This is a genomic window from Actinoplanes sp. OR16 (assembly GCF_004001265.1).
Lineage (GTDB): Bacteria > Actinomycetota > Actinomycetes > Mycobacteriales > Micromonosporaceae > Actinoplanes.
On the sequence record NZ_AP019371.1, the window covers coordinates 2,322,334 to 2,349,000 of the forward strand.

Here is a 26,667-nt window from a genome sequence, read left to right on the forward strand (position 1 = left end):
AGATGAAGACCGCCGAAGAACTCTGGAACCTGCTGCACCAGGCGCACGAGCTGCCCTACGGCGCGGCCCAGATCGCGCTGGTCGAGCAGGTGCTGCGGCACGTCGACACGGCCGGCGACCCGGCGCTCGCGTTCTACTCCCGCCTGCTGGCCACCACGGCGTACATGTACGGCGGCGAGCCGGTGAAGTCGTTCCCCACGTTCTCGTGGTGCGTGGCCGATTTCGATCGCAAGCCCGCGCCGTACCACGAACGCTGGACGCACAATCTGCTCTGGCTCTTCAAGAACATGGTCAGCATGCTCACCAAGTTCCCGGAGATCCCGCTCGCCCGGACCTACGCGGTCCTCGACGACATGGAGCGGCGTTACCGGGAGCACGGCCAGGGCATGCAGGCCGTCTACAAGCACCGCTACCTCGTCGCCGAGCACGTCGGCCAGACCGAGGAGGCGCAGGCCTGGTTCGACAAGTGGCAGGCCGCACCCCGGGACGAGCTCTCCGACTGCGCCGGCTGCGACCCGACCTCGCTGGCCCACCACCTGATCGGCAAGGGCCGGTTCGCCGAGGCGGTCGAGCTGTCCGAGCCGGTCCTCACCGGCGATCTGTCCTGCAACGAGCAGCCGCAGAGCATCCTGAGCGAGCTGATGGTGGCCTACCTGCGGTCCGGCCACCCGGCCGAGGCGGCGGACGCCCACCGCCGGTCGTACCTGGTCGAGCGCAACAACCTGGCCGACCTCGGTGGCATCGGCGATCACATCTCGTTCTGCGCCCGGACCGGCAACGAGCACCGCGGCCTGGAGATCCTGCAGCGGCACATCGACTGGCTCGACCGCGCACCCTCGCCGTCGTCGGCGATGTGGTTCGCGGCGTCCTCGGCGCAGCTGCTGCGCCGGATCACCGAGCGGGGCCACGGCGACGCGGTGATCCGCCGCAGCGGCAAGCCGGACATCACCGCGGCCGAGTTGGCCGGGGAGCTGTCGGCCTTCGCCACCGAGACGGCGTCCCGCTTCGACGCCCGCAACGGCACCTCCCACCAGAGCGAGTCGGTCCGGCGCGAGCTGGACGCCCAGCCGTACGAGACGGCCGTCCAGCTCTCCGCGACCGCCCGGCCCGCCCCGACCGGCCCGGTCGTCGTGCCGCCCGCGCCGGTCGAAGCCGTCCCGGAGCCGCCCGCCGCGATCCCTGCCGAGGCGAGCCTGGCCGAGCTGCTCGACCTGGCCGAGCGCTATCGCGACGAGGACCGGGATGCCGCGTTCGACGAGGTGGTGGACGCGATCGGCGAGCGCTTCGGCATGCCGGAGGAACCGCTGCTCGCGGCCCGGCTGTGGGCGCTGCGGGGTTACCGCCTGCCGGATGACGCGCACGCCGAGACGATCCTCGTCTGGGAGACGGCGGCCGAGCTCTTCACCGCTGCCGGCGAGACCGGTGAGGCGATCTCGATGCGTGCCCGGATCGCTGCCGAGCGGCTCAACCTCGGTGATGAGGGGGGAGTCGTCGAGGCGGTCCGGGCCGACGCGGAACACCAGGATCAGCACGGCGACGCGGCGCAACGGGCGAGCGCCTGGCTGCGTCTGTCCAATGTGCTTCTCCAGCTGGACCGGCTCGACGAGGCCACGGTCGCGGGTGACCGGGCCGACGAGTGTGCCGCCGAGTCGGGCGACCCGCGCCGGGTGGCCTATCACGCCCGGATGCGGGCCCGGCTTCTAGCCATGACGCATCGGCACGAGGAAGCGGTCGCCGCTGCCCGATCCGCGTGGCAGTTCTACCGCGAGAACGGGCCGGCCGGGATGAGTGCCGACGCGGCGATGGTCTTCGGTCAGCTCACCGAGGACCCGGCCGAGGCGCTCGCCGCGTTCGACGAGGTCCTGTCCATCGGGCTGCCGGGCGCCGAGTTCGCCGTCCGGATTCAGCGCGGCCGGGCGCTGATGCGGCTCGATCGGGCCGGCGAGGCGATCGGTGACCTGGCCGAGGCCGTGGCGCTCAGCGCCGAGCAGGGGCAGGACGAGACCGGGGTGTTCGCCCGGCACGAGCTGGCCCAGGCCTACCGGATGACCGGCCGCACGGCCGAGGCGATCGAGGTGGCCGAGGAGGCGCTGCTCGGCTACGAGCGGTTCGAGGCGCAGGAGCGTGCCGACGACTGCCGGTTCCTGCTGGCCGGGCTCTATGAGGCGTTCGGCGACCGGAACCGCGCACTGGCCGGTTACCGCGACCTGATCGAGCGGCTCGCCGACAACCCGGCCGGCCGCGGGCAGATCGGTGAGCGAGCCGGTCAGCTGCTCTACGACATGGACCGGGACAGTGAGGCCGCGCTGACGTTCCTGGCCTCGGCCGAGTCGCTGCGTGAGGCCGGTGACCTCCCCGGCGAGCTGCGGTTGCTGCGCCGCCGGCTGATGGCGCTGAACTACGCCGACGAGACGCCGGCCGCCGAGGAGCTGATCGGCCTGTTCGCTCGCCGCTACGCGGAGCTGCCGGAGGAGCTGGCCGCCCACCCGGGCATGATCTGGGAACAGTCGATCTTCGCCTTCGAGGTCGGCAACCTGCTGATGCGCCGGGGGCGCTTCGGCGAGGCGGTGCCGCATCTGCGGGACGCCCCGGACCGGCTGCGCGAGATCGAGGCGATCGACGACGCCGATCGAGTGACGAACATGCTCGCTGAGGCGTTGCTCCGGTCGGGGTCGGCGAAGGAGGCGGAGGAGATGCTCGACAAGTTGCTGGCCGGGCTGCGTCCGGACTCCCCGGCCAGGGAAACGGCGTTGGGCCTTCGCGACGAGGCGCGGGAGCCCTCCTGACGGTCGCGCCTCCGAAAAAGGGCTGAACGACCGTTAAGGGAAGGCTTGACGCCGGGTTACAGTGGCCAGGTGACGACGGTAGAACAACGGCACCGGACCACCCCTCCGGCGCCTCGGCGGCGTTCTCGCCGCGACGAGATTCTGGAGATCGCGGTCGACCTGTTCGCCTCCCGCGGTTATCACGGCGTGTCGATGGACGACATCGGCTCGGCCGCCGGCGTCACCGGGCCCGCCCTCTACCACCACTTCGCCGGCAAGGAAGCGATGCTGGTCGCCGCGTTGATCCCGGTCAGCGAGGGCCTGCTGGAGGGTGGCCGCGAGCGCGTGGCCCGGCACCCGGACGACGCCGAGGCCGCCCTCGCCGATCTGATCGACTTCCACGTCGACTTCGCGCTGGCCAACCCCGCGGTGATCGCGCTGCACCTGCATGAGCTCGACCGGCTTCCCGACGAGCCGCGCCGGCAGATCCGCCGGCTGCAGAGGCTCTATGTCGAGGAGTGGGTGGCGGTGCTCTCCCGGGTGCGGCCCGAGCTGGCGGCGCCGGAGGCGCGGGTGCTGGCTCACGCCGCGTTCGGCTTGATGAACTCGACGCCGTTCCTCGGTGGCGAGGTGGAGCGCCGCCGCCGCGCCGACCTGCTGCGTGAGGCCACGATCCACGCGCTGGCCGGCCACTGACGACATAAGGAAACACACGACCGGGTGCCACCCCACCCCTAGGTGGTGTCCGGTCCGCGCCTCATGAGGGCCGACCCGCAAAGGAGCGGAATGATCGAGTCGTTGCTCATCGCGAACCGGGGAGAGATCGCCCGCAGGATCATCAGGACCGCCAAGCGGCTCGGGATCCGGACGATAGCGGTCCACTCGGACGTGGACGCCGGCATGCCGTTCGTCGCCGAGGCGGACGAGGCGGTCTGTGTCGGCCCGGCGAATCCGGCGCAGAGTTACCGCAATGCCGAGGCGATCCTGGCGGCCGCGAAGTCGACCGGTGCTCAGGCGATCCACCCCGGTTATGGGTTCCTCAGTGAGAACGCGGACTTCGCTCGTACGGTCGAAGCGAACGGCCTGGTGTGGGTCGGACCCGGCGCCGACGCGATCAGCGCGATGGGCGACAAGATCAATGCGCGCAACCTGATGGCCGCGGCCGGCGTGCCGGTCGCGCCCGGGTCGGCAGACCCGGCGGAGACCGTCGAGGACGCCCGCCGGGCGGCCGCGGAGATCGGCTTCCCGGTGATGGTGAAGGCCGCGGCGGGCGGCGGTGGCATGGGTATGGCCGTCGCGAACGACGAGGCCGAGCTGGCCAAGGAGTACGACAAGGTGCGCGCCTTCGCCGAGCGGATGTTCGGCGACGGCTCGGTGCTGATCGAGCGCTACTTCCCCCGGGTGCGCCACGTCGAGGTGCAGATTCTCGGCTTGGCCGACGGCCGGGTGGTGGCCCTCTCCGAGCGCGAGTGCTCGGTGCAGCGGCGCAACCAGAAGCTGGTCGAGGAGGCGCCGTCGCCGGCCGTGAGCCCCGAGCTGCGCGAGCGACTTCTGGCAGCAGCCGCAAAAGCGGGCGAAGCAGTCAACTATCGTAATGCGGGCACAGTGGAGTGTCTTCTCGACCCGTCCACGGGCGAGTTCTTCTTCCTGGAGATGAACACCCGGCTGCAGGTCGAGCACCCGATCACCGAGCTCATCCACGGGATCGACCTGGTCGAGGCGCAGCTGCGGATCGCGTCCGGCCTGGCCGTCGACCTCCCCAGTGGACAGAGCGGGCACGCGATCGAGCTGCGGATCAACGCGGAGGACCCGAAGCGGTTCTTCCCGGGTCCCGGCGCGATCACCACCTGGGTGGAGCCGTCCGGTGAGGGCGTCCGCGTCGACTCCGGTTATGCCGCGGGCACCACGGTCAGCCAGAACTACGACTCCCTGATGGCGAAACTGATCATCTTCGGCGCCGACCGGGAGGACGCGCTCGCGAAGGCCCGCACCGCGGTGGACGGTTTCGCGATCGCCGGGCCGAAGAACAACCTGCCGTTCTTCGCCGAGCTGCTGGAGAACCCGGAGTTCCTCTCCGGCGACTACGACACCGGCATCGTGGGGCGAATGCGATGACCTTCATCAGCATCCGCGAGGTCGCACCTCGCGACGGGCTGCAGAACGAGGATCCGGTCCCGGCCGAGGCGAAGGTCCGTCTGCTCGACGCGCTCAGCGACACCGGGGTGGGCCGGATCGAGGCGGTCTCGTTCGTGCACCCCAAGGCCATCCCGCAGATGGCCGACGCCGACGAGGTCTGGGCCGCGAGCCGGCACAACCCGGACGTCCGTTACTCCGCGCTGATCCCGAACACCCGGGGCGCGCAGCGGGCGATCGCGGCCGGCTTCCGCGAGATCGAGGTGGTCGTCTCGGCGAGCGACACCCACAACCGGCGCAACCTCAATCGGTCGACCGCAGAGTCGCTGGACGACATCGCCGCGCTGATCCCGCTGGTGCACGAGTCCGGCGCGACCCTCGAAGTGATCGTGGCGACCAGCTTCGGCTGCCCGTTCGAGGGTGACATCGACCCGGAGCGGGTGGCCGGCATCGTGGCTCGCGTCCGCGCCGACGGCGCTGACCGCATCGCCTTCGGGGACACCACCGGCATGGCGACTCCGCGCCGGGTGCGTGATCTCCTCTCCGTCGTACACCCGGACCTGCTGCATTTCCACAACACCCGCGGAACAGGGCTCGCCAACATCCTGACGGCTCTGGATCTCGGGGTGACTGAGTTCGACGCCAGCGCGGGCGGGCTGGGCGGTTGCCCGTACGCGCCGGGGGCTTCGGGGAATGTCGCCACCGAGGAGGTGGTGCACATGCTGCACGACATGGGCATCGACACCGGAATCGACCTCGATAGGTTGATTGAAGCCGCTGAGCTGGCTGAAAAGATCGTCGGCCGGCCTCTTCCTTCGGGTGTCCTGCGAGCAGGGCCGCGTAACCGGACCGTGTGAATTCTCGCGCCCATTCCAGCGACCATTTTTCCCGTTTTGTACGCGTGACCCCGGTTCCGTCTCGTCGTTACCAATACCGAGTGGCGAATATCGGCTGTTCCTGGTGAACAGGCGAATTGGCCGACGGTCGGCATCGACGACGAGGGGTGAACGAAATGACAGGCTGGGGGGTCGAGCGCGGAATGCGCGCGGCGTGCCGGTCCCTGTCGATCCCCCGTGGCGGCTCCCCGCTCATGCCGTCTCCGAGCCAGGAGGCGGAGCGGCGTCCGGAGCGCCGCGCTGGGCACATCGGTTCTCGGTGGGCCCTGCGTGCACTCGTCATCGGTGGCCTGGCCGGCGCGGCCTGGCTGCTCACCGGCACCGCCGCGCAGGCCGCGGACCACGACGGGGAGCCCGCCGGCTCGCTGTACGAGTCCGCGTCGCACAGTGTCGCGTCGGTTGCCGGCAACGAACCCTTGGTCGGTGAACTCCTGAAGGCGGCCGCCCAGCCGCTGGAGTCCGAATCCGCACCGAAACTCCACCGGCGGGTCGTGAAGTCGATCCTCACGACAGCGGAACGGATGCTGTCCGGGCCGGTGGAGGTGCCCGACGAGGTGATCTACGACGGATCCGCGTTCGACACGGACCTGCTCGATGAGGAGCCGCGCCGGAAGTCTGTTCCCTCGCGCACCAGCGACGGACCGGCGGACGACCGGACGCGACCCGAACCGGCAGAGGACGTCGCGGACACCGTGACCGAGCCGGAGCCGGACACCACTGCTTCCGCGGTGGCCGTCCCGCCCTCGGCCGGCAGCGCCGTGATTCCGCCCGCGGAACCCCGGGCAGCGCTGTCCATCTCAGCGGGCGCCAGCATCGAAGCCTCGCACGCGCCGCGCGCCGTACCGGCGGCGAAGCGTGCGAAGGCGGAGTCCCGGAACCACGTCCACCGTCGTGTCCCGGCCGCCCGGCCGGCTCCGGCGGAGACGGTCCGCAAGGAGAGGCCCGTCGACGACGGGCACACTCCGGCGCGGATGAATCTCGGGACCGTCAGCGGCATCCCGGCCAGCGGGCCGGGTGCGTCTCCGGAGGTCGGCCCGGCGGCCGTTCTTCCGGCTCGGATCGTGAACGGCGCGGTGGAAGGCCACCGGTTCCCGTTCGCTGCCGATGTCGAGGCCCGGCGCAACGACGCCGTGGCACCGACCGTCTCACCTGACTGACAGGCCTTGTCCCCGCCGGCACTTCGTCGAGCGGCTGGGCCACGATTCCCGACCCGCCTGCGTACAGGCGGCGAATCAATTCCGCTTCTCTTCGACGCCGACCACAGGGCGCTGAGTCGACCGCGGAGTCAGGGCTTCCCGGCAGGAAAACGAGCCAGGCACCGCTGCGCCCGAAAACAGGTTCCGGAACCACCTCAATTGAATATGCGGAAATTCCTTGCTGACCATTCGTGAAAGGCATTTCTTTCCAGATGAAGAAGACGTGGGTTCGTAAGACGCTCAGCATCGGCGTGCTCGCCGCCGGCGCCCTGCTGCTCGCCCCGGCCGCCGCCGCGCAGGCCGAGATCGACCAGTCCGGGTTCGGCAACGTCGGCCTGTGGAACGGCGAGCAGGTCGCCGTGCCGGTCGCCGTTCCGATCAACCAGGTCGGCAACGCGGACAGCCTGCTCGGCATCTCGCAGGCTTCCGGTGAGGGCCTCAACGTGATCGGTACCGGTCACAAGGGCAAGCGCGGTGGCTGGAACGACGGGATCGCCCAGCAGAGCGTCGGGAACTTCGGCATCGGGAACGGCAACCAGATCGCGGTTCCGATCGCCATCCCGATCAACCAGTGCGGCAACGCGACCAGCCTCGGCGGGATCTCCTACGCCGCCGCCGCGTGCACCAACGCGATCGGCGTCGACGGCCGCAAGAGCATCGTCGTGAAGAAGTCGATGAAGCGCGAGAGCTTCAACACCGACCGGAACCTGCTCGGCAACAACGCCGTCGGGAACCTCGCGCACAACCTGGCGCACGGCACCGGCGCCCAGGCCGGCCACACCGGTCTGATGCCGGGTCACGGCTTCATCCCGGGCGGCACCTTCGTGCCCGGCGGCCACGTCGGCAACGGTGTCGGTGGCGTCGGCGGCTTCGGCAACTTCGGCGTCTCGGGCAACCGTGGTGGCGACTGGGGCGGCATCCGCCAGACCAGCGTCGGCAACTTCGGTCTCGGCAACGGCAACCAGTACGCCGCGCCGATCACCATCCCGATCAACGTCTGCGGGAACTCGCTGTCCTTCCTCGGCGCTTCCTACAGCTCGGCGAGCTGCGCGAACGTCATCGGCGGCGACGTCAAGAAGGTCAAGGTCGTCAAGGGCCACAACCACGACGACGACGGCGACGTGGCCGGCGACGACGGCGGCTACGGTGACGAGGCTCCGGCCGACGACACCGGCGACGTCCGTGGCGACAACGGCTACGACAACGGCGGCGAGCTGCCGGACGACGCCGGTTACGGCGACGAGGCCCCGGCCGACGTGGCGGACGACGCGGGCTACGGCGACGAGGCTCCGGCCGACGTCGACGAGCCGGGCACCGCTGCGGACGCCGGCTACGGCGACGAGCTGCCGGACACCTACAGCAACACCAACGGTGGCCGTGCCTCCGAGAAGAGCACGCTGGGCCGTCTCACCGACCTCGGTGGCGTCCGCAGCGCGGGTCTCGGCGGCGGCCTGGGCCTGCTGAACACCCTGCGCTGATCCCATCGCAGTGAAACGAACGGGAGCTTCCACCGGAAGCTCCCGTTCGTCGTTGCCGCCGCTCGACCCGATGGGCTAGCCTAACGACCGTTAAGGTTCTAACGATCGTTAAGGGCGGCGATCCCGCCGGGATGCGGAGGAACGAATGGACGGCGACGCGCTCGCGGCGGCCCGCAAGCGTGTGCTGGCCGGCGGCGCCGAGAAGTACCACGCCGCCAACGCCGCCAAGGGCAAGCTGTTCGCCCGGGAGCGCATCACGCTGCTCGTCGACGAAGGCACGTTCGTCGAGGACGGCCTCTACGCCAACAGTCTCGCCGACGGCCTGCCCGCGGACGGTGTGATCACCGGATCCGCGCGGATCGACGGCCGGGACGTCTGCGTCATGGCGAACGACTCGACGGTCAAGGCGGGCTCGTGGGGCGCGCGCACGGTCGAGAAGATCGTCCGGATCATCGAGCGCGCCTATCGGGAGAGCGTCCCGATGGTCTACCTGGTCGACTCGGCCGGGGCAAGGATCACCGACCAGGTCGACCTCTTCCCCGGCCGCCGCGGCGCCGGCAAGATCTTCCACACCCAGGTCCGGGCGTCCGGCTCGATTCCGCAGGTCTGCGCCCTGTTCGGCCCGTCCGCAGCCGGTGGCGCCTACATCCCGGCCTTCTGCGACGTGGTCGCCATGGTCGAGGGCAACGCCAGCATGTACCTCGGATCCGACCGGATGGTCGAGATGGTCACCGGGGAGAAGACGACGCTCGAGGCGATGGGCGGCGCCCGCGTGCACTGCACCGAGTCCGGCGTCGGTCACTTCCTCTGCAAGACCGAGCGCGAGGCGCTCGACGTGGTGCGGACCTACCTGTCGTACCTCCCGGCGAACTGGACGCAGCAGCCGCCGGTGGCGTCCGCCGCGGATCCGGGCAAGGGAGATCTGGCGGCCTTGGTTCCGGCCAGCGAGCGCCAGGCCTTCGACATGCGCCGGTACGTCAAAGCGCTCGTCGACGAGAACTCATACTTCGAGATCCACGCGCTCTGGGCCCGGGAGTTGACCGTCGGGTTCGCCCGGCTGAACGGTGAGGTCGTCGGCGTCGTCGGCAACAACTCGATGTTCAAGGGCGGCGTGCTCTTCGTCGACTCGGCTGACAAGGCCGCCCGGTTCGTACAGCTCTGTGACGCCTTCAACGTCCCGCTGCTCTTCCTCTCCGACGTGCCCGGCTTCATGGTCGGCACGGCCGTGGAGAAGCAGGGCATCATCCGGCACGGCGCCAAGATGATCACGGCGATCTCGGAGGCCACCGTGCCGAAGATCTGCGTGGTGGTCCGCAAGGCGTACGGCGCCGGCCTCTACGCGATGGCCGGTCCCGGCTTCGACCCGGAAGCCACGATCGCCCTGCCCACGGCGAAGATCGCGGTGATGGGCGCCGAGGCGGCGGTGAACGCGGTCTACGCCAACAAGATCGCGGCGATCGAGGACCCGGAGGAACGGGCCGCCTTCGTCGCCGAGCGCCGCGCGGAGTACGAGCGCGACATCGACATCATGCGCCTCGCTAGCGAGCTCGTCGTCGACACCGTCGTCGAGCCGGCCGACCTGCGCGCCGAGCTGGTCCGGCGGTTCTCCGCCGCGCGGGGCAAGGACCGCGCGTTCTCCCGGCGCCGGCACGGCGTCACTCCTGTCTAGAGAGGCTGTGTCATGGTCGACTTCCGGCTCGGGGACGAGTACGAAGACCTGCGCGGGAGCGTGCGCGAGTTCGCCCGGGAGCAGATCGCCCCGGTCATCGCCGAACACTATGAGAAAGAGACCTTCCCGTACGAAATCGTGCGTCAAATGGGAAAGATGGGACTCTTCGGTCTCCCGTTCGACGAGAAGTACGGCGGCATGGGTGGCGACTACTTCGCTCTCTGCGTCGCGCTCGAAGAACTGGCCAGAGTGGACAGCTCGGTCGCGGTCACGCTGGAGGCGGCGGTCTCGCTCGGCGCCATGCCCATCTACCGGTACGGGACCGACGAGCAGAAGGAACGCTGGTTGCCCCGGCTGGTGAGCGGTGAGGCGCTGGCCGGTTTCGGTCTGACCGAGCCGGGCACCGGATCGGACGCGGGTGGCACCACGACCCGGGCGGTGCTCGACGAGTCGACCGGCGAATGGGTGATCAACGGGACGAAGGCGTTCATCACGAACTCCGGCACCGACATCACCTGCCTGGTCACGGTCATGGCGGTCACCGGCCAGAACCCGGACGGCTCCAAGGAGCTCTCCACGATCATCGTCCCGTCCGGCACGCCGGGCTTCACCGTGGCACCGCAGTATTCCAAGGTCGGCTGGTGCGCGTCGGACACGCACGAACTGTCCTTCGACGACGTGCGTGTGCCGGCCGCCAACCTGCTCGGCCGGCGGGGTCGTGGTCTCGCCCAGTTCCTGCGGATCCTCGACGAGGGCCGCATCGCGATCGCCGCCCTCGCCGTCGGCCTCGCCCAGGGCTGCGTCGACGAGTCCGTGGCGTACGCGAAACAGCGCACCGCGTTCGGCCGCCCGATCGGCGACAACCAGGCAGTCCAGTTCATGATCGCCGACATGGACCTGCGAGCCCACGTGGCCCGCCTCGGCTACTACGACGCCGCCTCCCGGATGCTGGCCGGCGAAGACTTCAAGCGCTACGCGGCGATCGCCAAGCTGAACGCCAGCAACGCGGCGATGGAGAACAGCCGCTACGCCACCCAGGTCCACGGCGGCTACGGCTTCATGAACGAGTCGGCGGTGGGCCGCTTCTACCGAGACGCCAAGATCCTGGAAGTGGGCGAGGGCACCTCCGAGGTCCAGCGTCTGCTGATCGCGCGCGGGCTCGGCCTCTGAGAACCGGTCAAGCGGCGGGCTGCGCGGTCTCCTCGCTCCCCGCCACCGCGCACGGGTTGACCGCGTCACGGATGGTGCGCAGCGACCCCAGCAGCTGATCCAGCTGCGCGGGCGGGAGCAGTCCGACGTACCACTGCTGGACGAGCTCGAGATGTCCCGGCAGCACCTCGTCGAGCCGCTGCTTGCCGGCATCGGTGATCACCGCATAGGAGCTGCGGCGGTCGCTCGCGCAGGCCTCCCGGCGTACGAGCCCACCGCGTTCCATCCGGTCGACGACCCGGGTGACGCCGCTGGTGGAGAGCGTGGTCTGACCGGCCAGGTCGGTCATCCGCAGGTGGTTGCCGGGCGAGCGGGCGAGGCGCATGAGCACCTCGAACTCGACGGGCGAGAGCCGGTGCTCGTCGAACTGTGCGGCCAGGCGGTTCATCAAACCCGTGTAGGCCTCGGCGAGCAGGCCGATCGCGGTGAGGCGGGGGTCGTCCAGGTCGGTGTTCACACGATCAACAGTAGCAGGCACTTGACAGGGGGAATATTGCAGCGCATATAGTTGCTCCGTCACACAAGCAACCCGCTCCGCTCGAGGTTCGAAAGAAGGAACAGTCATGACCGTCAGCACTCGTGAGTTCGAGGGTCTGCAGATCCCGGCCGCCGGCACCTACGAGCTGGACGCCGCTCACAAGCGGGTCGGCTTTGTGGTGAAGCACCTCATGGTCAGCAAGGTCCGCGGCCAGTTCGCCGAGGCCAGCGCGACCATCACCGTCGGGGAGAACCCGCTGGACTCCTCCGTCACCGCGTCGATCAAGACCGCGAGCGTGGAGACCGGTCAGGTAGACCGCGACAACCACCTGCGCACCGGCGACTTCTTCGAGGCCGAGAAGTACCCGACCATGGAGTACCGCAGCACCGGAGTGAAGTCGCATGCCGGCGCCGAGTTCATCCTCGACGGCGAGCTCACGATCAAGGGTGTGACCAAGCCGGTCGAGCTGGTCGTCGAGTTCGAGGGCGCCACCACCAGCCCCTATGGCCAGCACCTCTTCGGTTTCAGCGCGCACACCGAGATCGACCGTGAGGACTGGGGTCTCACCTACAACATGGCGCTCGAAAAGGGCGGCGTGATGATCGGCAAGAAGGTCAAGATCGAGATTGAGGGCGAGGCCATCCTGCAGCAGCCCGCTGCCTGATCCACGCTCCACGGAAACGCCGTCCGGGTTCCCGGGCGGCGTTTTCTGCTGTCTGGCGGTCACTCGTCCGGGATGGCAATGTGTACCGAGCGCAAGTGGTCGTTCACAGAGCGGTGATCGACGTCCGTTTCGTCCGCCTGCCGTCCCGGGAGGGCAACATGGGCAAGGATCTGGTGAACGCCGTCTTCTCGCCGCAGGATCGGGTGGCGTTCCGGCGCAAGCTCCGCGGCTGCCTCGACGTCCTGGGCAAGATGCTGGATGCGTCACCGTTCGAGGCGTCCGAGCCCATGACGGGCCTGGAGATCGAGATCAACCTGGTCGACGCGGACGCCGGCCCGAGCATGCGCAATCGGCGTGTGCTGGCGGATCTCGGCGACTCGCGCTTCCAGCCCGAACTCGGCAAGTTCAACATCGAGTTCAACGTTCCGCCACGGCTCATCGCAGGTCACGGGCTCGCCGATTACGAGCAGGACATTTTGGACGGTCTCCGCGCCGCCGCCGAATGTGCCCTCAAGAGCGAGAGCCGACTCGCGCTGATCGGCATGCTGCCCACCCTTCAGGCCAGCCATCTGGTGCCCGGCAACCTCTCCGTCGGTGAGCGCTTCTCCGCCCTGAACAACGAGATCGTCGCGGCCCGTGGCGACGACTTCCGGATCGACATCGACGGCGTCGAGCGGCTGCGCGTGACGAGCGATTCGATCGCGCCCGAGTCCGCGTGCACGAGCGTCCAATTCCACCTGCAGGTCTCGCCCGCGGACTTCCCGCGAGCATGGAACGCGAGCCAGGCGATTGCCGCGATCCAGGTGGCGTTGGGGGCGAATTCCCCCTATCTGTACGGGCGGAGGCTCTGGTCGGAGACCCGTATCGCATTCTTCGAACAGGCCACCGACGCCCGCCCGGACGAGTTCAAGGTTCAGGGAGTGCGCCCCCGGGTCTGGTTCGGGGAGCGCTGGATCGATTCGGTGCTGGACCTGTACGACGAGAACGTCCAGTTCTTCCCGCCCCTGCTCCCGGAGATCCACGACGAGGATCCGGCCGCCGTCCTGGAGTCCGGTGGCGTGCCCGGCCTGCACGAGCTGCGCCTGCACAACGGCACCGTCTACCGCTGGAACCGCCCGGTCTACGACATCGCGGACGGCCGCCCGCATCTCCGGGTGGAGAACCGTGTGCTGCCCTCCGGTCCCACCGTCATCGACCTGATGGCGAACGCCGCCTTCTACTTCGGTCTGGTCAGCGAACTGTCAGCGGCGCAGTCCCCGATCTGGGAGCGCCTGGACTTCGCCGACGCGGCCGCGAACTTCCAGGCCGGCGCCCGCCACGGCATCGCCGCGATGCTTCGCTGGCCGGGTCGCGGCGAGATCCCGGTCGTCGACCTGGTGCTCACCGACCTGCTGGAGAAGGCCCACGCCGGCCTCGACCGCTTCGGCGTCGACCCGGCCCAGCGAGACCGTCTCCTCGGCGTCATCGAGGACCGCTGCCGCCACCGCCGCAACGGCGCGACGTGGCAGACCGAAACAGTCTGCGCCGCCGAGCACCGAGGCTTGGACCGCGCCGCCTCAATCCGCCGGATGACCCAGCGTTACGTGGACCTCCAGCACCACAACACCCCGATCCATACCTGGCCGATAGAGCCCTGACCCCCGCTACTGCTCGGGGTCGGCGGGGTTGATCCTGGCGACCGTGGGGTTGGGCGGTGGCGGGGTGATGGTGGAGCGGGGTTCGGGCTTGTCGTTCTCGCCCTTGCGGGCGGGGGGTCGCTTCGCGGGATTGCGGCTGGGTCTGGCCGCGGCGGCGATCTCCGGGTCGAAAACGGGTGGAGCATCCTTTTTGGAGGGATCATCCTTCGGGGTCGCGGTCGCTCGGCCGGTCGCCTTGGTCGGCGGCTTGGCTGGGTTCGCCGGTGCCGGTGCCGGTGCCGGTGCCGAGGCCGGGGCCGGGGCCGGTGCTGTGGCCTTGGCCTTCGCAGGGTTCGCGGTTGCCGGGGCGGCAGGGGAGGCCGGCGGCGCCGAGGGTGGCGGGCCGGTGGGCTTCGGTGTCGGCAGAGGGGCGCTGATCGGCGTCGGCTCGGGACGCAGTGGTTGTCTCGGCGCCGGGGTCGGCTTGCGGCCCGATGCTGAGGACGCCTCTGGGCGGAACGCTTCCCGCTGCGCCTCGGACCTGGCCGAAGGCGACGTGATGCCCTCGTCTCCGGGGATGACCTGGTCGGCGGGCTGAGCCTGACCGGCGGGCTGGGTCAGGTCGGCCGTCGTGTCGGCGGAGGAGTGCGGATCCGCGTCGTCTCGGTGGGGCATGGGGACAGGGACCAGATCCGGGCGGTTCCGGCGGTTCTGCCGGCTCTTGGCGAGCGTCGTCGTCAGGGCGGACCCCGCCAAGCCGGAGAGTACGGCGTACGGCGCAATGAGATAAGCCGACTGAAGGGGGCCCATCGCCTCGGTCAGCTGAGGGGCGAGAAGCAGGAAGGAGAAGGCGACGAGCAGCGGGCCGACCGCTCCGGAGATGGCGGTGCCGAGACCGGTCTCGCCACGGGAGGCAGCGGGCCAGGCGGAGATCAGGCCGATCACGAAAGCGGCAGCGAGGGTCAGCAGGGCACTCGGCCAGTAGATTCCGCCGTACTGGATCGTCGGGCTCACCGCCGACTCGGCGAACTGCCAGCTGGTCAGGTACGTGGCGAAGTCCCGGCCGGTCACGAGCTCGGCGACCACGCCGGCGATCGCCAGGGCCCAGAGCCAGATCGCGGTGCCGATCAGGTTCGCCGCGACCGGTCCGGAGGAGACCGCCCAGAATGCGACGACCAGGCCCGCCAGCAGTCCGGCCAGGGCGTATCCACCCGCTACGAGCTGCGGGGACAGGGTGTCGGTCCGTACCGCCGAACGCGCCGGAAGCGCGACCAGCGCGACCGAGACGAGGGCGCCGATCGCGGACGCCGCCGCCAGGGCGAAACGCCACAGCGGCCGCCACCGGCCGGGCGGATCGGGGCGGAGGCGGCCGGCGATCACCGCGCCGAGAACCGTGGCGCTCGCGGTTATCCAGGTTGCCCAGCCGAGACTGCCGAGCCAGATGTCCTCGGCGCCGGTCGCTGTCGCCGGCCACACGAGAACGCCCAGGCCGTAGCCGAGGCCCAGCTGCGCGGCGCCTGCGCCGGCCGCGATTCCGGCCGCTGCGGCGGCCTGCGATGTCCAGCCCTTGTCGGCCATGCGGGGCACTGTACTGGTAGCCGCCGATGTCTGTGAAACGCCTGGCAAGGTTGCATTCAGCCGGAAAACCCCACGTGAGCCCAAGATTCGATACTTTGACGCTGCAGAGCGCGGTGAACTGGAGTGAAGGGAACCGGCGATGGCCGACGAACGCCCCCCGGAACGGGATGAGACCCGTCCGATGGAGCCGGTCGACGGTGAGCCGGCCGACGCGACCCGGGCGATGCCTGCCACCAGAGACGGACCGGATGCGGCACGTCAGGCGGAAACCCCACTCCGGAGCGCGACTGACGCCACGCGAATTCAGTCTTCCGAGGGTCCACGATCGGGTGACCGGGACGATGCGATCTGGACCGGGCGGGCCGAGGTGCGGCCGCCGCGACCGGGCACCGAGTTCTACGAAAGTGACTGGGCGGATGCCCGTCCGGAGGAATCGCAGGGCCGTTGGTGGGCGCCGATCGCGGTCGGCAGCGCCGCGCTGGTGCTGCTCGGCCTGCTCGGATACGGCATCGCCGTGATCCTGCAGACGTCCGGCGACAGCACCGAGACTCCCGCGACGACGCCGGCGACGGTGGCGACCACTGAGGCGCGGACCACACCGGCGACGACCGAGCCGACCAGTGCCGCGGCCAGCCCCTCGCCGACCCTGAGCACCACGCAGGCCACGACCGAGCCGGTGGATGCCGAGGTCACAGTGCCGGCGCTGCGGGGGATGCCGGTCGCCGACGCGCAGGCCGCGCTGCAGCGTACGGGCCTGACGTTCCGTGTGATCCGGCGCGAGAGCGACGCCGAACCGGGCACGGTGATCGACAGTGATCCGCCCGAAGGCAGCGTGGTGACCTCGGATACGCGGATCACCCTCGTCGTCGCGGTCGCCCCGACCAGCAGCCCGGCATCCCCGACGTCGCCGGCTGCCGAACCGACCGCCTAGCGCCGATCTCCACACCGATCCTGGACTCCCGTTGCCGCGGGAATCCAGGACCGAGGAGGTCAGCGGTTGGCGCGCACCGGCCGCGACGGCATCACACCTGGCCGCCCGGCGGGCTGACGGCCGTTGCGTGCCCGCGGATCCGGGGCTTTGCCGACCGGACGCAGGCCGTTGACCTGCACGAAGATGGAGCGGCGTTCGACCGCGTCGCCGGCGGAGTTGAGTTCGTAGCCGTCAAGCCAGACCCAACCCTCGTACGTCGGCCAGTCGTGCACGCGAATGACCCGGAACAACATCGGTGATGCGAATTGGACGCTCGCTGCCTTCGTCACGTGGATGACATCACCGGACCGAGGAAGAACCACGTCATCTCCTGCCCTGAGACTCGTGTGGGTGGACTTCTGTGACAGATGCACCAGTTTGCCTGCCTAGTGCACCTTTGCAACCCTTCAATGGGGTAGGTCCATCGAAGAATGTTGCGGAACGTCACCATCGCCGATCCTGCCACCCGCGTCAGGTGCGGGAGTCCAACATGGACTTCCAGTGGCTCGGCGCCCCGTATCGGACGTCGTTTCGATGCTTTTTGCCGGACTTGGCCGGTCCACTCAAGAACGTTAAGTAGCGCAAGCCATACGGAAAGATTGCACCACCAGTTCCGTCGATGCAAGTTGCATGTACGCCTTCCGTGATCCTCCGTGATCAACCGGTGAGCGTTGGAGATCGACTCGGGATCGAGCCGCGACGGACGTTCGGAATGCTGCCGGTTCAATGTGCGGAACGGCAAGAGCCAACCTGCAATAACCGCCATTTCGGACATAAAACTCGCATACCTACATTACGCCGTTCAAGCCCCGAGAATGGTGAGTGGAAACCGGCTGACCAGCGGAAACGCAAATCGCGAAAACGATTCCAGAAGGCTGTACGGGACGAAAGCGCCATTTGATCCGCCCGATGGGAGGACGGCGACCTGTAATCGGCCGACCGGCCCACGTCCGCACGGCGAAAGTCGTCGTTACTGATTCAGGACGATCCAATCGATCTCTGGGCAGTGCTCGATGGCGGGGCGAGCTACCAAGATCCGGCGATCCGCCCACCGAGAAGATCGAGATGCTGCAGAGGAGCCATTGTGGAATTCGCGACCAAGGGTCTGCTCGTCGACCTCGACCAGGCGGAGTGGTTCAAGAGCACCCGAAGTGGAACGGACTGCGACAACTGCGTCGAAGTGGCGTTCGTCGGCGAGGCGATCGCGGTCCGCGACTCGAAGAACCCCGCAGGTCCGGCATTGATCTTCACAACCGCGGAGTGGGACGCGTTCGTCGGCGGCGCCAAGGACGGCGAGTTCGATCTCTGAGTGTTCGCAGCGGCCGGCTCAGGCGAGCCGGCCGTAGTCATTTGCCCGTTTTTCCCGTCGCTGGGCGGGTCTCGCCTCGTTGATTGCCGTAAGCGCGGACCGGACCGCGCTACGGCGGCACAACCGAACGAGGCAAGGCAGAGAGATGACTATTGGCTCCGAGAACCTCACCAACGGTTCGTCGACAGCGCAGGACCGGTTCAGCGGTGGCGTGAGCGCGTACCGGCAGAACCGGCGGGACGCGGCACTGACGGCGGAGGGTGACGGGGAACTGCTGTCCCGCACCAGCTCCGGCCTGCCGACCCGCTCACCGGGCCGGTCGCACAGCATCGAGCCGACCAGCGCGCTCGACCGCGCGGCCAAGCTCCCGTCCCTGGACCTGAACGGCCTGACCGAGCCGGTCTTCTCGGCCAGCTGGTCGGAGTCGAGCAGCCAGTCGATGGCCGATCACCCGCTGCTGCGCGGTCTGCTCCTCGAACTCCCCGCCCGCGGCACGCTGCCGCAGTCGGACTGGCTGGACCGCTGGTTCGAGGCGGCACGCTCCATCTTGGAACTGCTCTACGTGCAAGAGGCGAAGAAGCAGTAATGGTCCCTCCGGCTCGCAGTGCTGCCTCAACGGGACCGAGACAGCACTGACAGCCGGCGGATCTGGGTCTGCCGCGGGATGCGGCGGCCAGTGGATCAGCGGCCTGCCGCGGGATGCGGCGGCCAGTGCACCGCCGAGACAGCGGTCAGTGGATCAGGGGACAGCCGGGGCGCGGCGGCCAGCGGATTCAGCGGACACCTGCGGTGAGGCGAGTGCGGCCCGGGGTGCGGCTGCCGAGCGGCGCCATCACCAGCGGCGCCAGGCGGCTGTGCCGCAGACCGGAGCGGATGCCGATCGCCACGACGGCGATCGCGACCACGGTGATGGCGACGCCGGCGACGGCCGAGGCGCCCCCCGCGGGCACCTCGACGAGACCGGCGGCGATCGGGACACCGACGAGCGCGGCGAGACCGGTGATCTGCAGCGGCGCGGTCAGCAGCGGGTGCGCGGCGGCGGCCCGCAGGGCAGGCGGAACCGGCGCGAGCGGCGCGGTCGCGAACGCACCGGCGCCGCGCCTCACCCAGGAGAGCCTGCGCAGGGTCGCGGTCAGGACGATCAGGCCCGGAACGGCAGGGAGAAGCGCGGCCGTGGGAGCCGGCGAGATACCCGGGATGAGCCCGCTGACCACGGGAACCGCGACGAGGACGGCAGCGCCGGCCCCGACCAGTGCGGTGAGCAGGACGGCCCGGCGGCGCAGCTCGCGAGCCGTGCCGGCGGTGGGCAGCCCGTCGACCAGCAGCCCGGCGGTGAGCCAGACGGCGGCGAGGGTGCCGATCAGGATGAGGTCCACAACGGTGTCCACATCGATAGCGTTCACCGATTTGGTCAACATCGAAACCGGGATATGCCCCCAAGACCTACCCGTAGGGGGACACGGTGTCGGCTCCCCGACCGTAAATGATCAGACAGCGAACCCGTGGACCGGCTCGGTGGCCGGCGCCGGCGGAGTGGCCTTCCAGAGACCGAGCTTCTGCGCAGTGAGCCGGCTCAGGTACTTCGGGTTCAGGATGATGTAGCGCTTCCAGAGCCGCTTCGGCTCCAGGCCGAGACGCCACAGCCACTCGAGGGCGTACTTCTGCATCCACGCGGGCGGGTTCTTCAGCAGGCCGGCGTGGTAGTCGAAGGCGGCGCCGACGGCCAGCAGGGGCATGTCAAGCAGCGGCCGCATGGCGTAGGTGAACACCTCCTGCCGGGGGCAGCCGAGGCCGACGAGGGTGATCCGGGCGCCGGAGGCCTTGATCCGCTCGGCGATCTCGCGCTCCTCACCGGGCTGCGCGCTGCGGAACTTCGACGCCTCGACACCGGCGATCTTCAGGGCGGGGAACATGCCCTGCAGCGCCGGGACGAGCTTGTCCAGGACCGGCTGGGTCGACCCGTACAGATAGATCGGAAGTCCCTCGGCGGCGGCCTGCTCGACCACCTTGAGGGTCAGCGACGGGCCGTAGACGCGGTCGGTCAGGCCGGCGCCGTGCAGCAGGTTCAGCGCCCAGCGGACCGGCTGGCCGTCCGGGGTGACGAGGTCGAACGAGTTGAGCCGGGCGTTGTGGGCGGGATCCTCGACCCCGGTCATGACGCCGTGCACGGCCAGGGCGGTGACGGCGAACGGCCGCTGCTCGCGGGCTGCCTCGATGATCTGCGAAGTAGCCGTGGCGTAGTCGGTGACGTCGACAAGCACCCCGAGAACGTTGCGCTTCCCACGAACAGCGGTGACGGTCACGACCAACACTCCAGCCCTGAAGTACGAATGGTGGCGGCGAGCATAGCGCTCCCGCCCTGCTTCACCCGAAAGATGCCCGAGTCCCCGCGCATTCCCGGGACTCAACCTTCGGCGAGGCCACCCCCGGCCGACAATCCCCGGCTGAGGCGACACACCCCCTAAGGGGAACGGCGGGACAACCTGATGTGGTCTACGGCACGCTTAGCCCGTACAGGGAAGGAGGTCCTTGATCTTGATTTCGAACCAACCCCGGAGCGCGACCAGGCACTCTCCAGCCCGACCCCAGCAACGTGGGGGACTCGGCCACCCGGCAGGCATGACGAGGGCCCCCGGTCCGCGCTTTCCGCGAACACGAGGGCCCTAGGCGCTCGTGGGGATGGGGGGAGTTGAACCCCCACGTCCTTTCGGACACACGGACCTGAACCGTGCGCGTCTGCCATTCCGCCACATCCCCATGTGACTTGCCGCCAAGATCATATAGCAACGATCTCTTGGGCTTGAAGCCGGCCCGTTGAGCCGCCTTCTTGTTACTGGCTGCGACAGACTACGCTGTCGCACGTCACCAAGCGAATTTGATATCGCCCCGCGACGCAGGAAACATTAGCACGACGTCGAGGGGCGTCATACGAGGGTCAGAAGTGCCGGCTGCTCTTGGGCTACAGATGCGCAAGCGGTCGCCGGATACCATCATGTCCTCGGAACCCGAGGAGGAGCCGGTGAGCGTGCTGCAGCGCTTTGAGAAGCGATTGGAAGGCCTTGTCGAGGGGGCCTTCGCGAAGGTGTTCAAGGGTGTCGTGCACCCTGTGGAGATTCTGAATGCCATGCAGCGGGAGGCCGAGGCACACAAGGCCATCCTGGCCGGTGGCCGCACTCTCGTGCCCAACCGCTACGTGATCGACCTGTCGCCGTACGACCACAGCCGCCTGGCGCCGTACGCGGCAGCGCTGGCTCAGGAGCTGGCGCAGTCCCAGGCCGAGTTCATCGGCGAGCAGGCCTGGACCGTCTACGGCGACGTGATCGTCGAGATCGAGCGCGGCGACGGCCTGGACACGGGCATGTTCCGCGTGACCGCGGAGGTCTACACCGGTGGCGAGGTCGCCCCGGTGCAGCAGCCCGCGTACGACGCCGGCCCGCAGTACTCGCCCTATGACCAGCAGGGTGGCTACCCGCCGCACGGCGGCCACGGCGGACCGCGCAGCGTCGGCCTGGTCTCGGGTGACGGACGGACCTACCCGCTCCAGATGGGCTCGACCGTGATCGGCCGCGGCGACCAGGCGAACCTGCGCCTGCCGGACGTCGGCATCTCGCGTCGCCACGCCCGTCTGGACTACGACGGCAACCAGGTCGTGCTCACCGACCTCGGTTCGACGAACGGCACCATGGTCAACGGCCAGCGTGTCTCGGCCGTGGCACTGAACCCGGGCGACATGATCCAGCTCGGGACGACCACGCTCACCTTCCGAGTGGACGGCTAGCGACTTGCCCGAATTCGTCCTGACCGTTGCCCGCTTCGGGTTCCTCGTTCTCTTGTGGATCTTCGTGTTCACAGTGGTCGGGGTGATCCGTCGGGACCTCTTCTCCGGCGCCCGGTCCAAGAGCATCGTCGCCAGCCCTCGGGGGGTGGGTGGCGCGGTGCTCCAGGGCCGGCCGGCGAAGGTGAAGCGCGGTAAGGCGGCGCGGCAACTCGTCGTGACCGCCGGCCAGCTGGCCGGTACGCGGATCACGCTCGGTGAGGCTCCGATCACGATCGGGCGGGCCGAGGATTCGACGCTCGTCATCACCGACGACTTCGCGTCCGCGCGGCATGCCCGGTTGGTTCCCCGCGATGGCCAGTGGTTCGTCGAGGACCTCGGCTCGACCAACGGCACCTACCTAGATCGCGGTAAGGTCTCCGGACCTACTCCAGTCCCCCTTGGCGTTCCGATTCGCATCGGGCGCACTTCACTCGAGTTACGGCCATGACCCTGACCCTGCGCTATGCCGCTCAGAGCGACCGCGGTCTGATCCGAGACCTGAACCAGGACTCCGTCTACGCCGGGCCGCGACTTCTCGCTGTCGCCGACGGCATGGGCGGCATGGCCGCCGGTGACGTGGCGTCCAACATCGTCATCGCCGCGATGGCGCCACTCGACGACGACGTCCCCGGGGACGCCATGGTCGACGCGCTGCGGCACGCCGTCGGCACTGCCAACCAGCAGTTGCGCGACACCGTCGACGCCAACCCTCAGCTGGAGGGTATGGGTACCACGCTGACGGCTGTCCTCTTCTCGGGCAGCAAGTTCGGCATGGTGCACATCGGCGACTCGCGGGCCTACCTGCTGCGGGGCGGTGAATTCGCACAGATCACCAAGGACGACACGTACGTCCAGATGCTCGTCGACGAGGGTCGCGTCAGCCCCGAGGAGGCGAGCAGCCACCCGCAGCGCTCCCTGCTCACCAGGGCGCTGGACGGCCGCGACATCGACCCGGAGTACTCCGTTCGCCAGGTGCTGAAGGGCGACCGCTACCTGATCTGCAGCGACGGCCTCTCCGGCGTCGTCAGCGCGGAGACCATCGGCCAGACCATGCGGGAGATCCCGGACCCGAAGGCCTGCGTCGAGCGGCTCGTGCAGCTGGCTCTGCGCGGCGGCGGACCGGACAACATCACCGTGGTGATCGCGGACGCGACCGACGCCGACATCATGGAGCAGGCGCCGATCGTCGGCGGCGCTGCCTCGCTCGACCGGGGCAACAGCACCGTGGCGGACAGCTCCACCTCGGCGGCCCGTGCCGCGGCCCTCAAGCCGCCGCGCCCGGCCCAGCCGGAGCCGACCGTGAACGGTTACGAGCCGGAGCCCGCCGGTCACCCGGTGCGGACCACGCTCATGGTCCTGCTCCTGCTCGGTGTGCTCGGCGGCGGCCTCTGGGCCGGCTGGCAGTACACCCAGGATCAGTACTACGTCGGCGCGACCGAGCAGGGCCAGATCGCCATCTTCCGTGGCGTTCCCGGTCAGGTGGCCGGCCTGGACCTCTCCAGCGTCAGCGAGACCAGCGCGGTCCGCCTCGACGACCTCACCACGGTCGCCCAGGATCGGGTCAAGCAGGGCATCCACGCGGACAACCAGGTCGAGGCCCGGACCACGCTCGTGGAGCTGACCAAGGACGAGCCGTCCAACGCGAACCTGAAGCCGGTCTGCAACGTCGCGAGCACCGCGCCCACCACCGCGCCCACTACCGCGGCCTCGGTGGCCCCGACGGTCGTGGCCAGTGCGAGCGCCAAGGCGAGCCCGACCGTCGCCAGCGCGAAGCCGACGCCGTCGGCCACGCCAACTCAACCGTCCGCTAGCGCTCCGGCCACCGTCGACACGGTCGGCTGCCGGACCGTCAACTGACGTCCGGCCTACACGTCTGGGGATCTTTCTTTGACCGCGCCCGCCGTACCGGCTCCGCCACCCGCCTCCACGGGTGAGATGTCGCGTATCCCGACGGGATGGAAGACACGCCGCAACGCCGAACTCGGGTTGCTGGCGTTCGCCATGACGATCGTCGCCGTGTTCGGCGCGACCGTCGAGGCGCACCAGTTCGACGAGATCCGGATGACCTCCTGGATCCCGGCCGCGCTGGTCGGCATCCTCTTCCTCGGACTGCACGTGGTGGTTCGCTACACCGCGCCCTTCGCCGACCCGGTGCTGCTGCCCGCGGTCGCGCTGATCAACGGCATCGGGGTGGGCTTCCTTCGCCGCCTCGACCTGGCCCGGGCGATCGCGCAGAAGCAGCCGGAGCCGGGCATCTTCGCCGGCACCGGCGGCCGCCAGCTGGCCTGGACGCTCGCCTCGCTGATCCTGGCCGCGATCCTGCTGCTGGTGATCCGCGACCACAAGGTGGTCTCCCGGTACGCGTACACCCTGGGCCTGATCGGCATCGTGCTCGTGATGATCCCGGCGGTGCTGCCGAGCAGCATCTCCGAGGTCAACGGCGCGAAGCTGTGGATCCGGTTCGGCTCGTTCTCGATCCAGCCCGGTGAGTTCGCCAAGATCGCACTGGTCTCGTTCTTCGCGTACTACCTGGTCCGCAAGCGAGAAGTGCTCTCTCTGGCGAGCCGCCGCTTCCTCGGCATCGACTTCCCGCGCGGCCGTGACCTCGGTCCGGTCGTCACGGTCTGGCTGCTGAGCCTGCTGGTCCTCGTCTTCGAGAAGGACCTCGGCACCGCCCTGCTGTACTTCGGCCTGTTCGTCGTGACGCTCTACGTCGCCACCGAGCGGGCCAGCTGGCTGATCATCGGCCTGGTGCTGTTCTTCGGCGGCGTCTACCTGGCGTACCTGCTGGGCGCCTCGATCGGCGGCCCGTTCGCGAACTTCTACGACCGCGCCGAGGTCTGGCTCGACCCGTTCTCCAGGGCCAACTACGAGCGCGAGAGCGGCAGCAGCTACCAGCTCGTCCAGGGTCTTCTCGGCCTCGGCACCGGCGGCCTCTTCGGCGCCGGACCGGGCGCCGGCTCGCCGGGCAAGGTGCCGGAGGTGCGGACCGACTTCATCTTCGCCGGCCTCGGCGAGGAGATCGGCCTCTTCGGCCTGACCGCGCTGCTGGTGCTCTACCTGCTGATCGTCGAGCGGGGTCTGCGAGCCGCCCTGGCCGTGCACGACTCGTTCGGCAAGCTGGTCGCCGGCGGCCTGGCGTTCACGCTGGGTCTGCAGGTCTTCGTGATCCTCGGCGGCATCACCGGCCTGATCCCGCTGACCGGCCAGACCACGCCGTTCCTCTCCGCCGGTGGTTCCTCACTGATGGCGAACTGGTTGCTGGTCGCCATGCTCCTACGGATCTCGGACGCGGCCCGCCAGCCGGTCGCCGGCCTGGGGCGCGAACGCAGCGGACCGAAGAAAGCACCTGTTCAGCTACACGGCGCCATGACGGAGGTGATCAAGCCGTGAACGCACCTCTCCGCCGCTCCGGCGTGGTCATCCTGGTCCTGTTCGGCCTGCTCTTCGCGAACCTCAACTGGATCCAGTTCTACAAGGCCGACGAGTACCGCACCCACGAGTACAACAGCCGGGTCACCGTCGCCGAGTACGAGACGCCCCGCGGCGTCATCGAGGCCGGCGGCACCGCGCTCGCCCAGAACAAGACGACCGACGACGAGCTGAAGTACCTGCGTACCTACCCGGAAGGGAAGATCTACGCGCCGGTGCTCGGCTACAAGCCGGTCATCGGCGGCGCGACCGGCATCGAGTCGGCCGAGAACGACTTCCTCTCCGGCGCCAGCGACAAGCTCTTCGGCGACCGGCTCAGCAGCATGTTCACCGGCGACAACCCCGGTGGCGGCAACGTGGTGCTGTCGCTCTCCACCAAGGCGCAAGAGGTCGCCTGGAAGCAGATGACCAACAACCAGCGCGGGGTGACCAAGGGCGCGGCGGTCGCGATCGACCCCAGCACCGGCGCGGTCCAGGCGATGGTCTCGATGCCGAGCTACGACCCGAATCCGCTGGTCAGCCACGACACCGAAGCGGCCGCGAAGGCGTACCAGAAGCTGGCGAACGACGACGACGATCCGCTGATCAACCGGGCCACCGGCGCGACCCTGCCGCCCGGCTCGGTGTTCAAGGTGATCGTCTCGGCGGCGGCGCTGCAGAACGGCTACAAGACCTCCTCTGAGATCGAGGCCGGCAGCTCCTACAAGGAGGGTGGCGCGACCATCCGCAACTCCGAGGAGGAGGTCTGCCCCGGTTCGCAGGTCACCCTCAAGGAGGCGCTGACCGAGAGCTGCAACACCGGTTTCGCCCGGCTCGGCGTGGCCCTCGGCGCGGACAAGGTCAAGGACACCGCGAAGGCGTTCGGTTTCGAGGACGACACCCTCAAGGTGGGCGACCTGGACAGCAAGACCGGGCTCACGGTCGCGGCCAGCAAGACCGGCGACATCGCGAACCCGGACGGCAGCACCGACACCGCCGCGCTCGCCCAGTCCTCCCTCGGCCAGCGTGACGTCCGGATGACCCCGATGCAGGGCGCGCTGATGGCCGCCACGGTGGCGAACGGCGGCCGGCAGATGCGGCCCTACCTGGTGCAGAAGCTGCTCGGCCCGGACCGCCGGACCATCTACACGGCCGAGGCGGAGAAGCTGCGCGACCCGATCTCCTCGGACGTGGCGGGCGACCTGCAGGACATGATGGTCAGCGTCGTGGAGAACGGCACCGGCAAGCGGGCCCAGATCAACGGCTTCACCGTCGGCGGCAAGACCGGTACCGCGCAGAACGCCGAGGGTGCCGACCCGCACGGCTGGTTCATCGGGTTCGCCTTCGACAGCAGCGGCAAGGCGGTCTCCGCCGTGTGCGTCATGCTGGAGAACGTGCCCGGTGGGCATGCGAGCGCCGAGGCCGCCCGGATCGCCGGGCTCATCATGAAGGCCGCGGCGGGCCAGGGAGGGGACTGA

At 69.2% G+C, this 26,667-nt stretch carries 23 protein-coding genes and 1 tRNA gene; 18 read left to right on the forward strand and 6 right to left on the reverse strand.

The features are described 5' to 3' along the window. Window positions 1-2 precede the first annotated feature (2 nt). The 8 genes from EP757_RS10790 (at window position 3) to EP757_RS10825 (ending at window position 11,307) form a co-directional block, all read left to right on the forward strand. Window positions 3-2,786: a tetratricopeptide repeat protein gene (locus tag EP757_RS10790; RefSeq protein ID WP_127544402.1), complete on the forward strand. Its 2,784-nt coding sequence runs from the start codon at window positions 3-5 to the stop codon at window positions 2,784-2,786. A 69-nt stretch (window positions 2,787-2,855) separates the two neighbouring features. Beyond that, window positions 2,856-3,461, forward strand: a complete 606-nt coding sequence (locus EP757_RS10795; RefSeq protein ID WP_127544405.1) for a TetR/AcrR family transcriptional regulator — start codon at window positions 2,856-2,858, stop codon at window positions 3,459-3,461. A 90-nt stretch (window positions 3,462-3,551) separates the two neighbouring features. Continuing rightward, window positions 3,552-4,880 (forward strand): acetyl/propionyl/methylcrotonyl-CoA carboxylase subunit alpha, encoded by a 1,329-nt coding sequence (locus tag EP757_RS10800; RefSeq protein ID WP_127544408.1) that lies wholly within the window; start codon window positions 3,552-3,554, stop codon window positions 4,878-4,880. After that, window positions 4,877-5,755 carry a hydroxymethylglutaryl-CoA lyase gene (locus EP757_RS10805; protein ID WP_127544411.1) on the forward strand — a complete coding sequence of 293 codons (879 nt, stop codon included), beginning with the start codon at window positions 4,877-4,879 and terminating at the stop codon, window positions 5,753-5,755. The genes EP757_RS10800 and EP757_RS10805 overlap by 4 nt, the downstream gene beginning before the upstream one ends. 155 nt (window positions 5,756-5,910) lie before the next feature. Next, window positions 5,911-6,951 (forward strand): hypothetical protein, encoded by a 1,041-nt coding sequence (locus EP757_RS10810; RefSeq protein ID WP_127544414.1) that lies wholly within the window; start codon window positions 5,911-5,913, stop codon window positions 6,949-6,951. A gap of 251 nt (window positions 6,952-7,202) precedes the next feature. Then, window positions 7,203-8,468, forward strand: a complete 1,266-nt coding sequence (locus EP757_RS10815; RefSeq protein WP_127544417.1) for a chaplin family protein — start codon at window positions 7,203-7,205, stop codon at window positions 8,466-8,468. A gap of 145 nt (window positions 8,469-8,613) precedes the next feature. Continuing rightward, the gene (locus EP757_RS10820; RefSeq protein WP_127544420.1) at window positions 8,614-10,137 is read left to right on the forward strand and encodes an acyl-CoA carboxylase subunit beta; all 1,524 of its coding nucleotides are present in this window, start codon (window positions 8,614-8,616) and stop codon (window positions 10,135-10,137) included. 12 nt (window positions 10,138-10,149) lie between these two features. Beyond that, window positions 10,150-11,307 carry an acyl-CoA dehydrogenase family protein gene (locus EP757_RS10825; protein WP_127544423.1) on the forward strand — a complete coding sequence of 386 codons (1,158 nt, stop codon included), beginning with the start codon at window positions 10,150-10,152 and terminating at the stop codon, window positions 11,305-11,307. 7 nt (window positions 11,308-11,314) lie between these two features. On the opposite strand, the gene EP757_RS10830 is transcribed toward EP757_RS10825, so the two are convergent. Further along, window positions 11,315-11,803: a MarR family winged helix-turn-helix transcriptional regulator gene (locus EP757_RS10830; protein ID WP_127544426.1), complete on the reverse strand. Its 489-nt coding sequence runs from the start codon at window positions 11,801-11,803 to the stop codon at window positions 11,315-11,317. A gap of 106 nt (window positions 11,804-11,909) precedes the next feature. Between EP757_RS10830 and EP757_RS10835 the strand changes: the two genes are divergently transcribed. Next, window positions 11,910-12,488: a YceI family protein gene (locus EP757_RS10835; RefSeq protein WP_127544431.1), complete on the forward strand. Its 579-nt coding sequence runs from the start codon at window positions 11,910-11,912 to the stop codon at window positions 12,486-12,488. Between the two features lie 158 nt (window positions 12,489-12,646). Beyond that, window positions 12,647-14,125 carry a glutamate-cysteine ligase family protein gene (locus EP757_RS10840; RefSeq protein ID WP_127554189.1) on the forward strand — a complete coding sequence of 493 codons (1,479 nt, stop codon included), beginning with the start codon at window positions 12,647-12,649 and terminating at the stop codon, window positions 14,123-14,125. Between the two features lie 6 nt (window positions 14,126-14,131). On the opposite strand, the gene EP757_RS10845 is transcribed toward EP757_RS10840, so the two are convergent. After that, on the reverse strand, window positions 14,132-15,682 hold the full coding sequence (locus EP757_RS10845; RefSeq protein ID WP_127544434.1) for a Hansenula MRAKII killer toxin-resistant protein 1: 1,551 nt from the start codon (window positions 15,680-15,682) through the stop codon (window positions 14,132-14,134). 367 nt (window positions 15,683-16,049) lie between these two features. Here EP757_RS10845 and EP757_RS10850 point away from each other — a divergent pair, with 367 nt between their 5' ends. Continuing rightward, the gene (locus EP757_RS10850; RefSeq protein WP_160165785.1) at window positions 16,050-16,613 is read left to right on the forward strand and encodes a PASTA domain-containing protein; all 564 of its coding nucleotides are present in this window, start codon (window positions 16,050-16,052) and stop codon (window positions 16,611-16,613) included. 59 nt (window positions 16,614-16,672) lie between these two features. Here the strand turns inward: EP757_RS10850 and EP757_RS10855 are convergent, their stop codons facing one another. Then, window positions 16,673-16,975, reverse strand: coding sequence for a hypothetical protein (locus EP757_RS10855; protein ID WP_127544441.1), 303 nt, complete (start codon window positions 16,973-16,975; stop codon window positions 16,673-16,675). A gap of 761 nt (window positions 16,976-17,736) precedes the next feature. Here EP757_RS10855 and EP757_RS10860 point away from each other — a divergent pair. Both EP757_RS10860 and EP757_RS10865 read left to right on the forward strand, forming a co-directional pair. Then, on the forward strand, window positions 17,737-17,961 hold the full coding sequence (locus EP757_RS10860) for a DUF397 domain-containing protein (protein ID WP_127544443.1): 225 nt from the start codon (window positions 17,737-17,739) through the stop codon (window positions 17,959-17,961). Between the two features lie 145 nt (window positions 17,962-18,106). Next, entirely contained in the window at window positions 18,107-18,547 is a 441-nt protein-coding gene (locus EP757_RS10865) for a hypothetical protein (protein ID WP_127544446.1), read from the forward strand. 187 nt (window positions 18,548-18,734) lie between these two features. Here the strand turns inward: EP757_RS10865 and EP757_RS10870 are convergent, their stop codons facing one another. From EP757_RS10870 to EP757_RS10880, 3 genes are all read right to left on the reverse strand, one after another. Continuing rightward, window positions 18,735-19,349, reverse strand: coding sequence for a hypothetical protein (locus EP757_RS10870; protein ID WP_232050457.1), 615 nt, complete (start codon window positions 19,347-19,349; stop codon window positions 18,735-18,737). 99 nt (window positions 19,350-19,448) lie between these two features. Next, a complete protein-coding gene (locus EP757_RS10875; protein WP_127544462.1) occupies window positions 19,449-20,264 on the reverse strand; it encodes a WecB/TagA/CpsF family glycosyltransferase in 816 nt (271 codons plus the stop codon). A gap of 371 nt (window positions 20,265-20,635) precedes the next feature. Further along, window positions 20,636-20,718, reverse strand: a tRNA-Leu gene (locus EP757_RS10880). Between the two features lie 235 nt (window positions 20,719-20,953). Here EP757_RS10880 and EP757_RS10885 point away from each other — a divergent pair. From EP757_RS10885 to EP757_RS10905, 5 genes are read left to right on the forward strand one after another with little or no spacing between them, the layout of a single operon-like run. Further along, a complete protein-coding gene (locus tag EP757_RS10885) occupies window positions 20,954-21,739 on the forward strand; it encodes a DUF3662 and FHA domain-containing protein (protein WP_014440161.1) in 786 nt (261 codons plus the stop codon). 4 nt (window positions 21,740-21,743) lie between these two features. After that, a complete protein-coding gene (locus EP757_RS10890; RefSeq protein ID WP_127544466.1) occupies window positions 21,744-22,226 on the forward strand; it encodes an FHA domain-containing protein in 483 nt (160 codons plus the stop codon). Continuing rightward, window positions 22,223-23,635 (forward strand): PP2C family serine/threonine-protein phosphatase, encoded by a 1,413-nt coding sequence (locus tag EP757_RS10895; protein ID WP_127544469.1) that lies wholly within the window; start codon window positions 22,223-22,225, stop codon window positions 23,633-23,635. Before EP757_RS10890 ends, EP757_RS10895 begins: the two co-directional genes overlap by 4 nt. Window positions 23,636-23,665: 30 nt before the next feature. Beyond that, the gene (locus EP757_RS10900; RefSeq protein ID WP_127544472.1) at window positions 23,666-25,171 is read left to right on the forward strand and encodes an FtsW/RodA/SpoVE family cell cycle protein; all 1,506 of its coding nucleotides are present in this window, start codon (window positions 23,666-23,668) and stop codon (window positions 25,169-25,171) included. After that, complete coding sequence (locus tag EP757_RS10905; RefSeq protein ID WP_127544475.1) at window positions 25,168-26,667, forward strand: penicillin-binding protein 2; 1,500 nt, start codon at window positions 25,168-25,170, stop codon at window positions 26,665-26,667. Before EP757_RS10900 ends, EP757_RS10905 begins: the two co-directional genes overlap by 4 nt.

Bases quoted from the DNA above. Each gene is read 5' to 3' on its own strand.
- EP757_RS10790 (WP_127544402.1), top strand. From the start codon at position 3: ATGAAGACCGCCGAAGAACTCTGGAACCTGCTGCACCAGGCGCACGAG.
- EP757_RS10800 (WP_127544408.1), top strand. From the start codon at position 3,552: ATGATCGAGTCGTTGCTCATCGCGAACCGGGGAGAGATCGCCCGCAGG.
- EP757_RS10805 (WP_127544411.1), top strand. From the start codon at position 4,877: ATGACCTTCATCAGCATCCGCGAGGTCGCACCTCGCGACGGGCTGCAG.
- EP757_RS10810 (WP_127544414.1), top strand. From the start codon at position 5,911: ATGACAGGCTGGGGGGTCGAGCGCGGAATGCGCGCGGCGTGCCGGTCC.
- EP757_RS10815 (WP_127544417.1), top strand. From the start codon at position 7,203: ATGAAGAAGACGTGGGTTCGTAAGACGCTCAGCATCGGCGTGCTCGCC.
- EP757_RS10820 (WP_127544420.1), top strand. From the start codon at position 8,614: ATGGACGGCGACGCGCTCGCGGCGGCCCGCAAGCGTGTGCTGGCCGGC.
- EP757_RS10825 (WP_127544423.1), top strand. From the start codon at position 10,150: ATGGTCGACTTCCGGCTCGGGGACGAGTACGAAGACCTGCGCGGGAGC.
- EP757_RS10835 (WP_127544431.1), top strand. From the start codon at position 11,910: ATGACCGTCAGCACTCGTGAGTTCGAGGGTCTGCAGATCCCGGCCGCC.
- EP757_RS10840 (WP_127554189.1), top strand. From the start codon at position 12,647: ATGGGCAAGGATCTGGTGAACGCCGTCTTCTCGCCGCAGGATCGGGTG.
- EP757_RS10845 (WP_127544434.1), bottom strand. From the start codon at position 15,682: ATGGCCGACAAGGGCTGGACATCGCAGGCCGCCGCAGCGGCCGGAATC.
- EP757_RS10865 (WP_127544446.1), top strand. From the start codon at position 18,107: ATGACTATTGGCTCCGAGAACCTCACCAACGGTTCGTCGACAGCGCAG.
- EP757_RS10885 (WP_014440161.1), top strand. From the start codon at position 20,954: ATGTCCTCGGAACCCGAGGAGGAGCCGGTGAGCGTGCTGCAGCGCTTT.
- EP757_RS10895 (WP_127544469.1), top strand. From the start codon at position 22,223: ATGACCCTGACCCTGCGCTATGCCGCTCAGAGCGACCGCGGTCTGATC.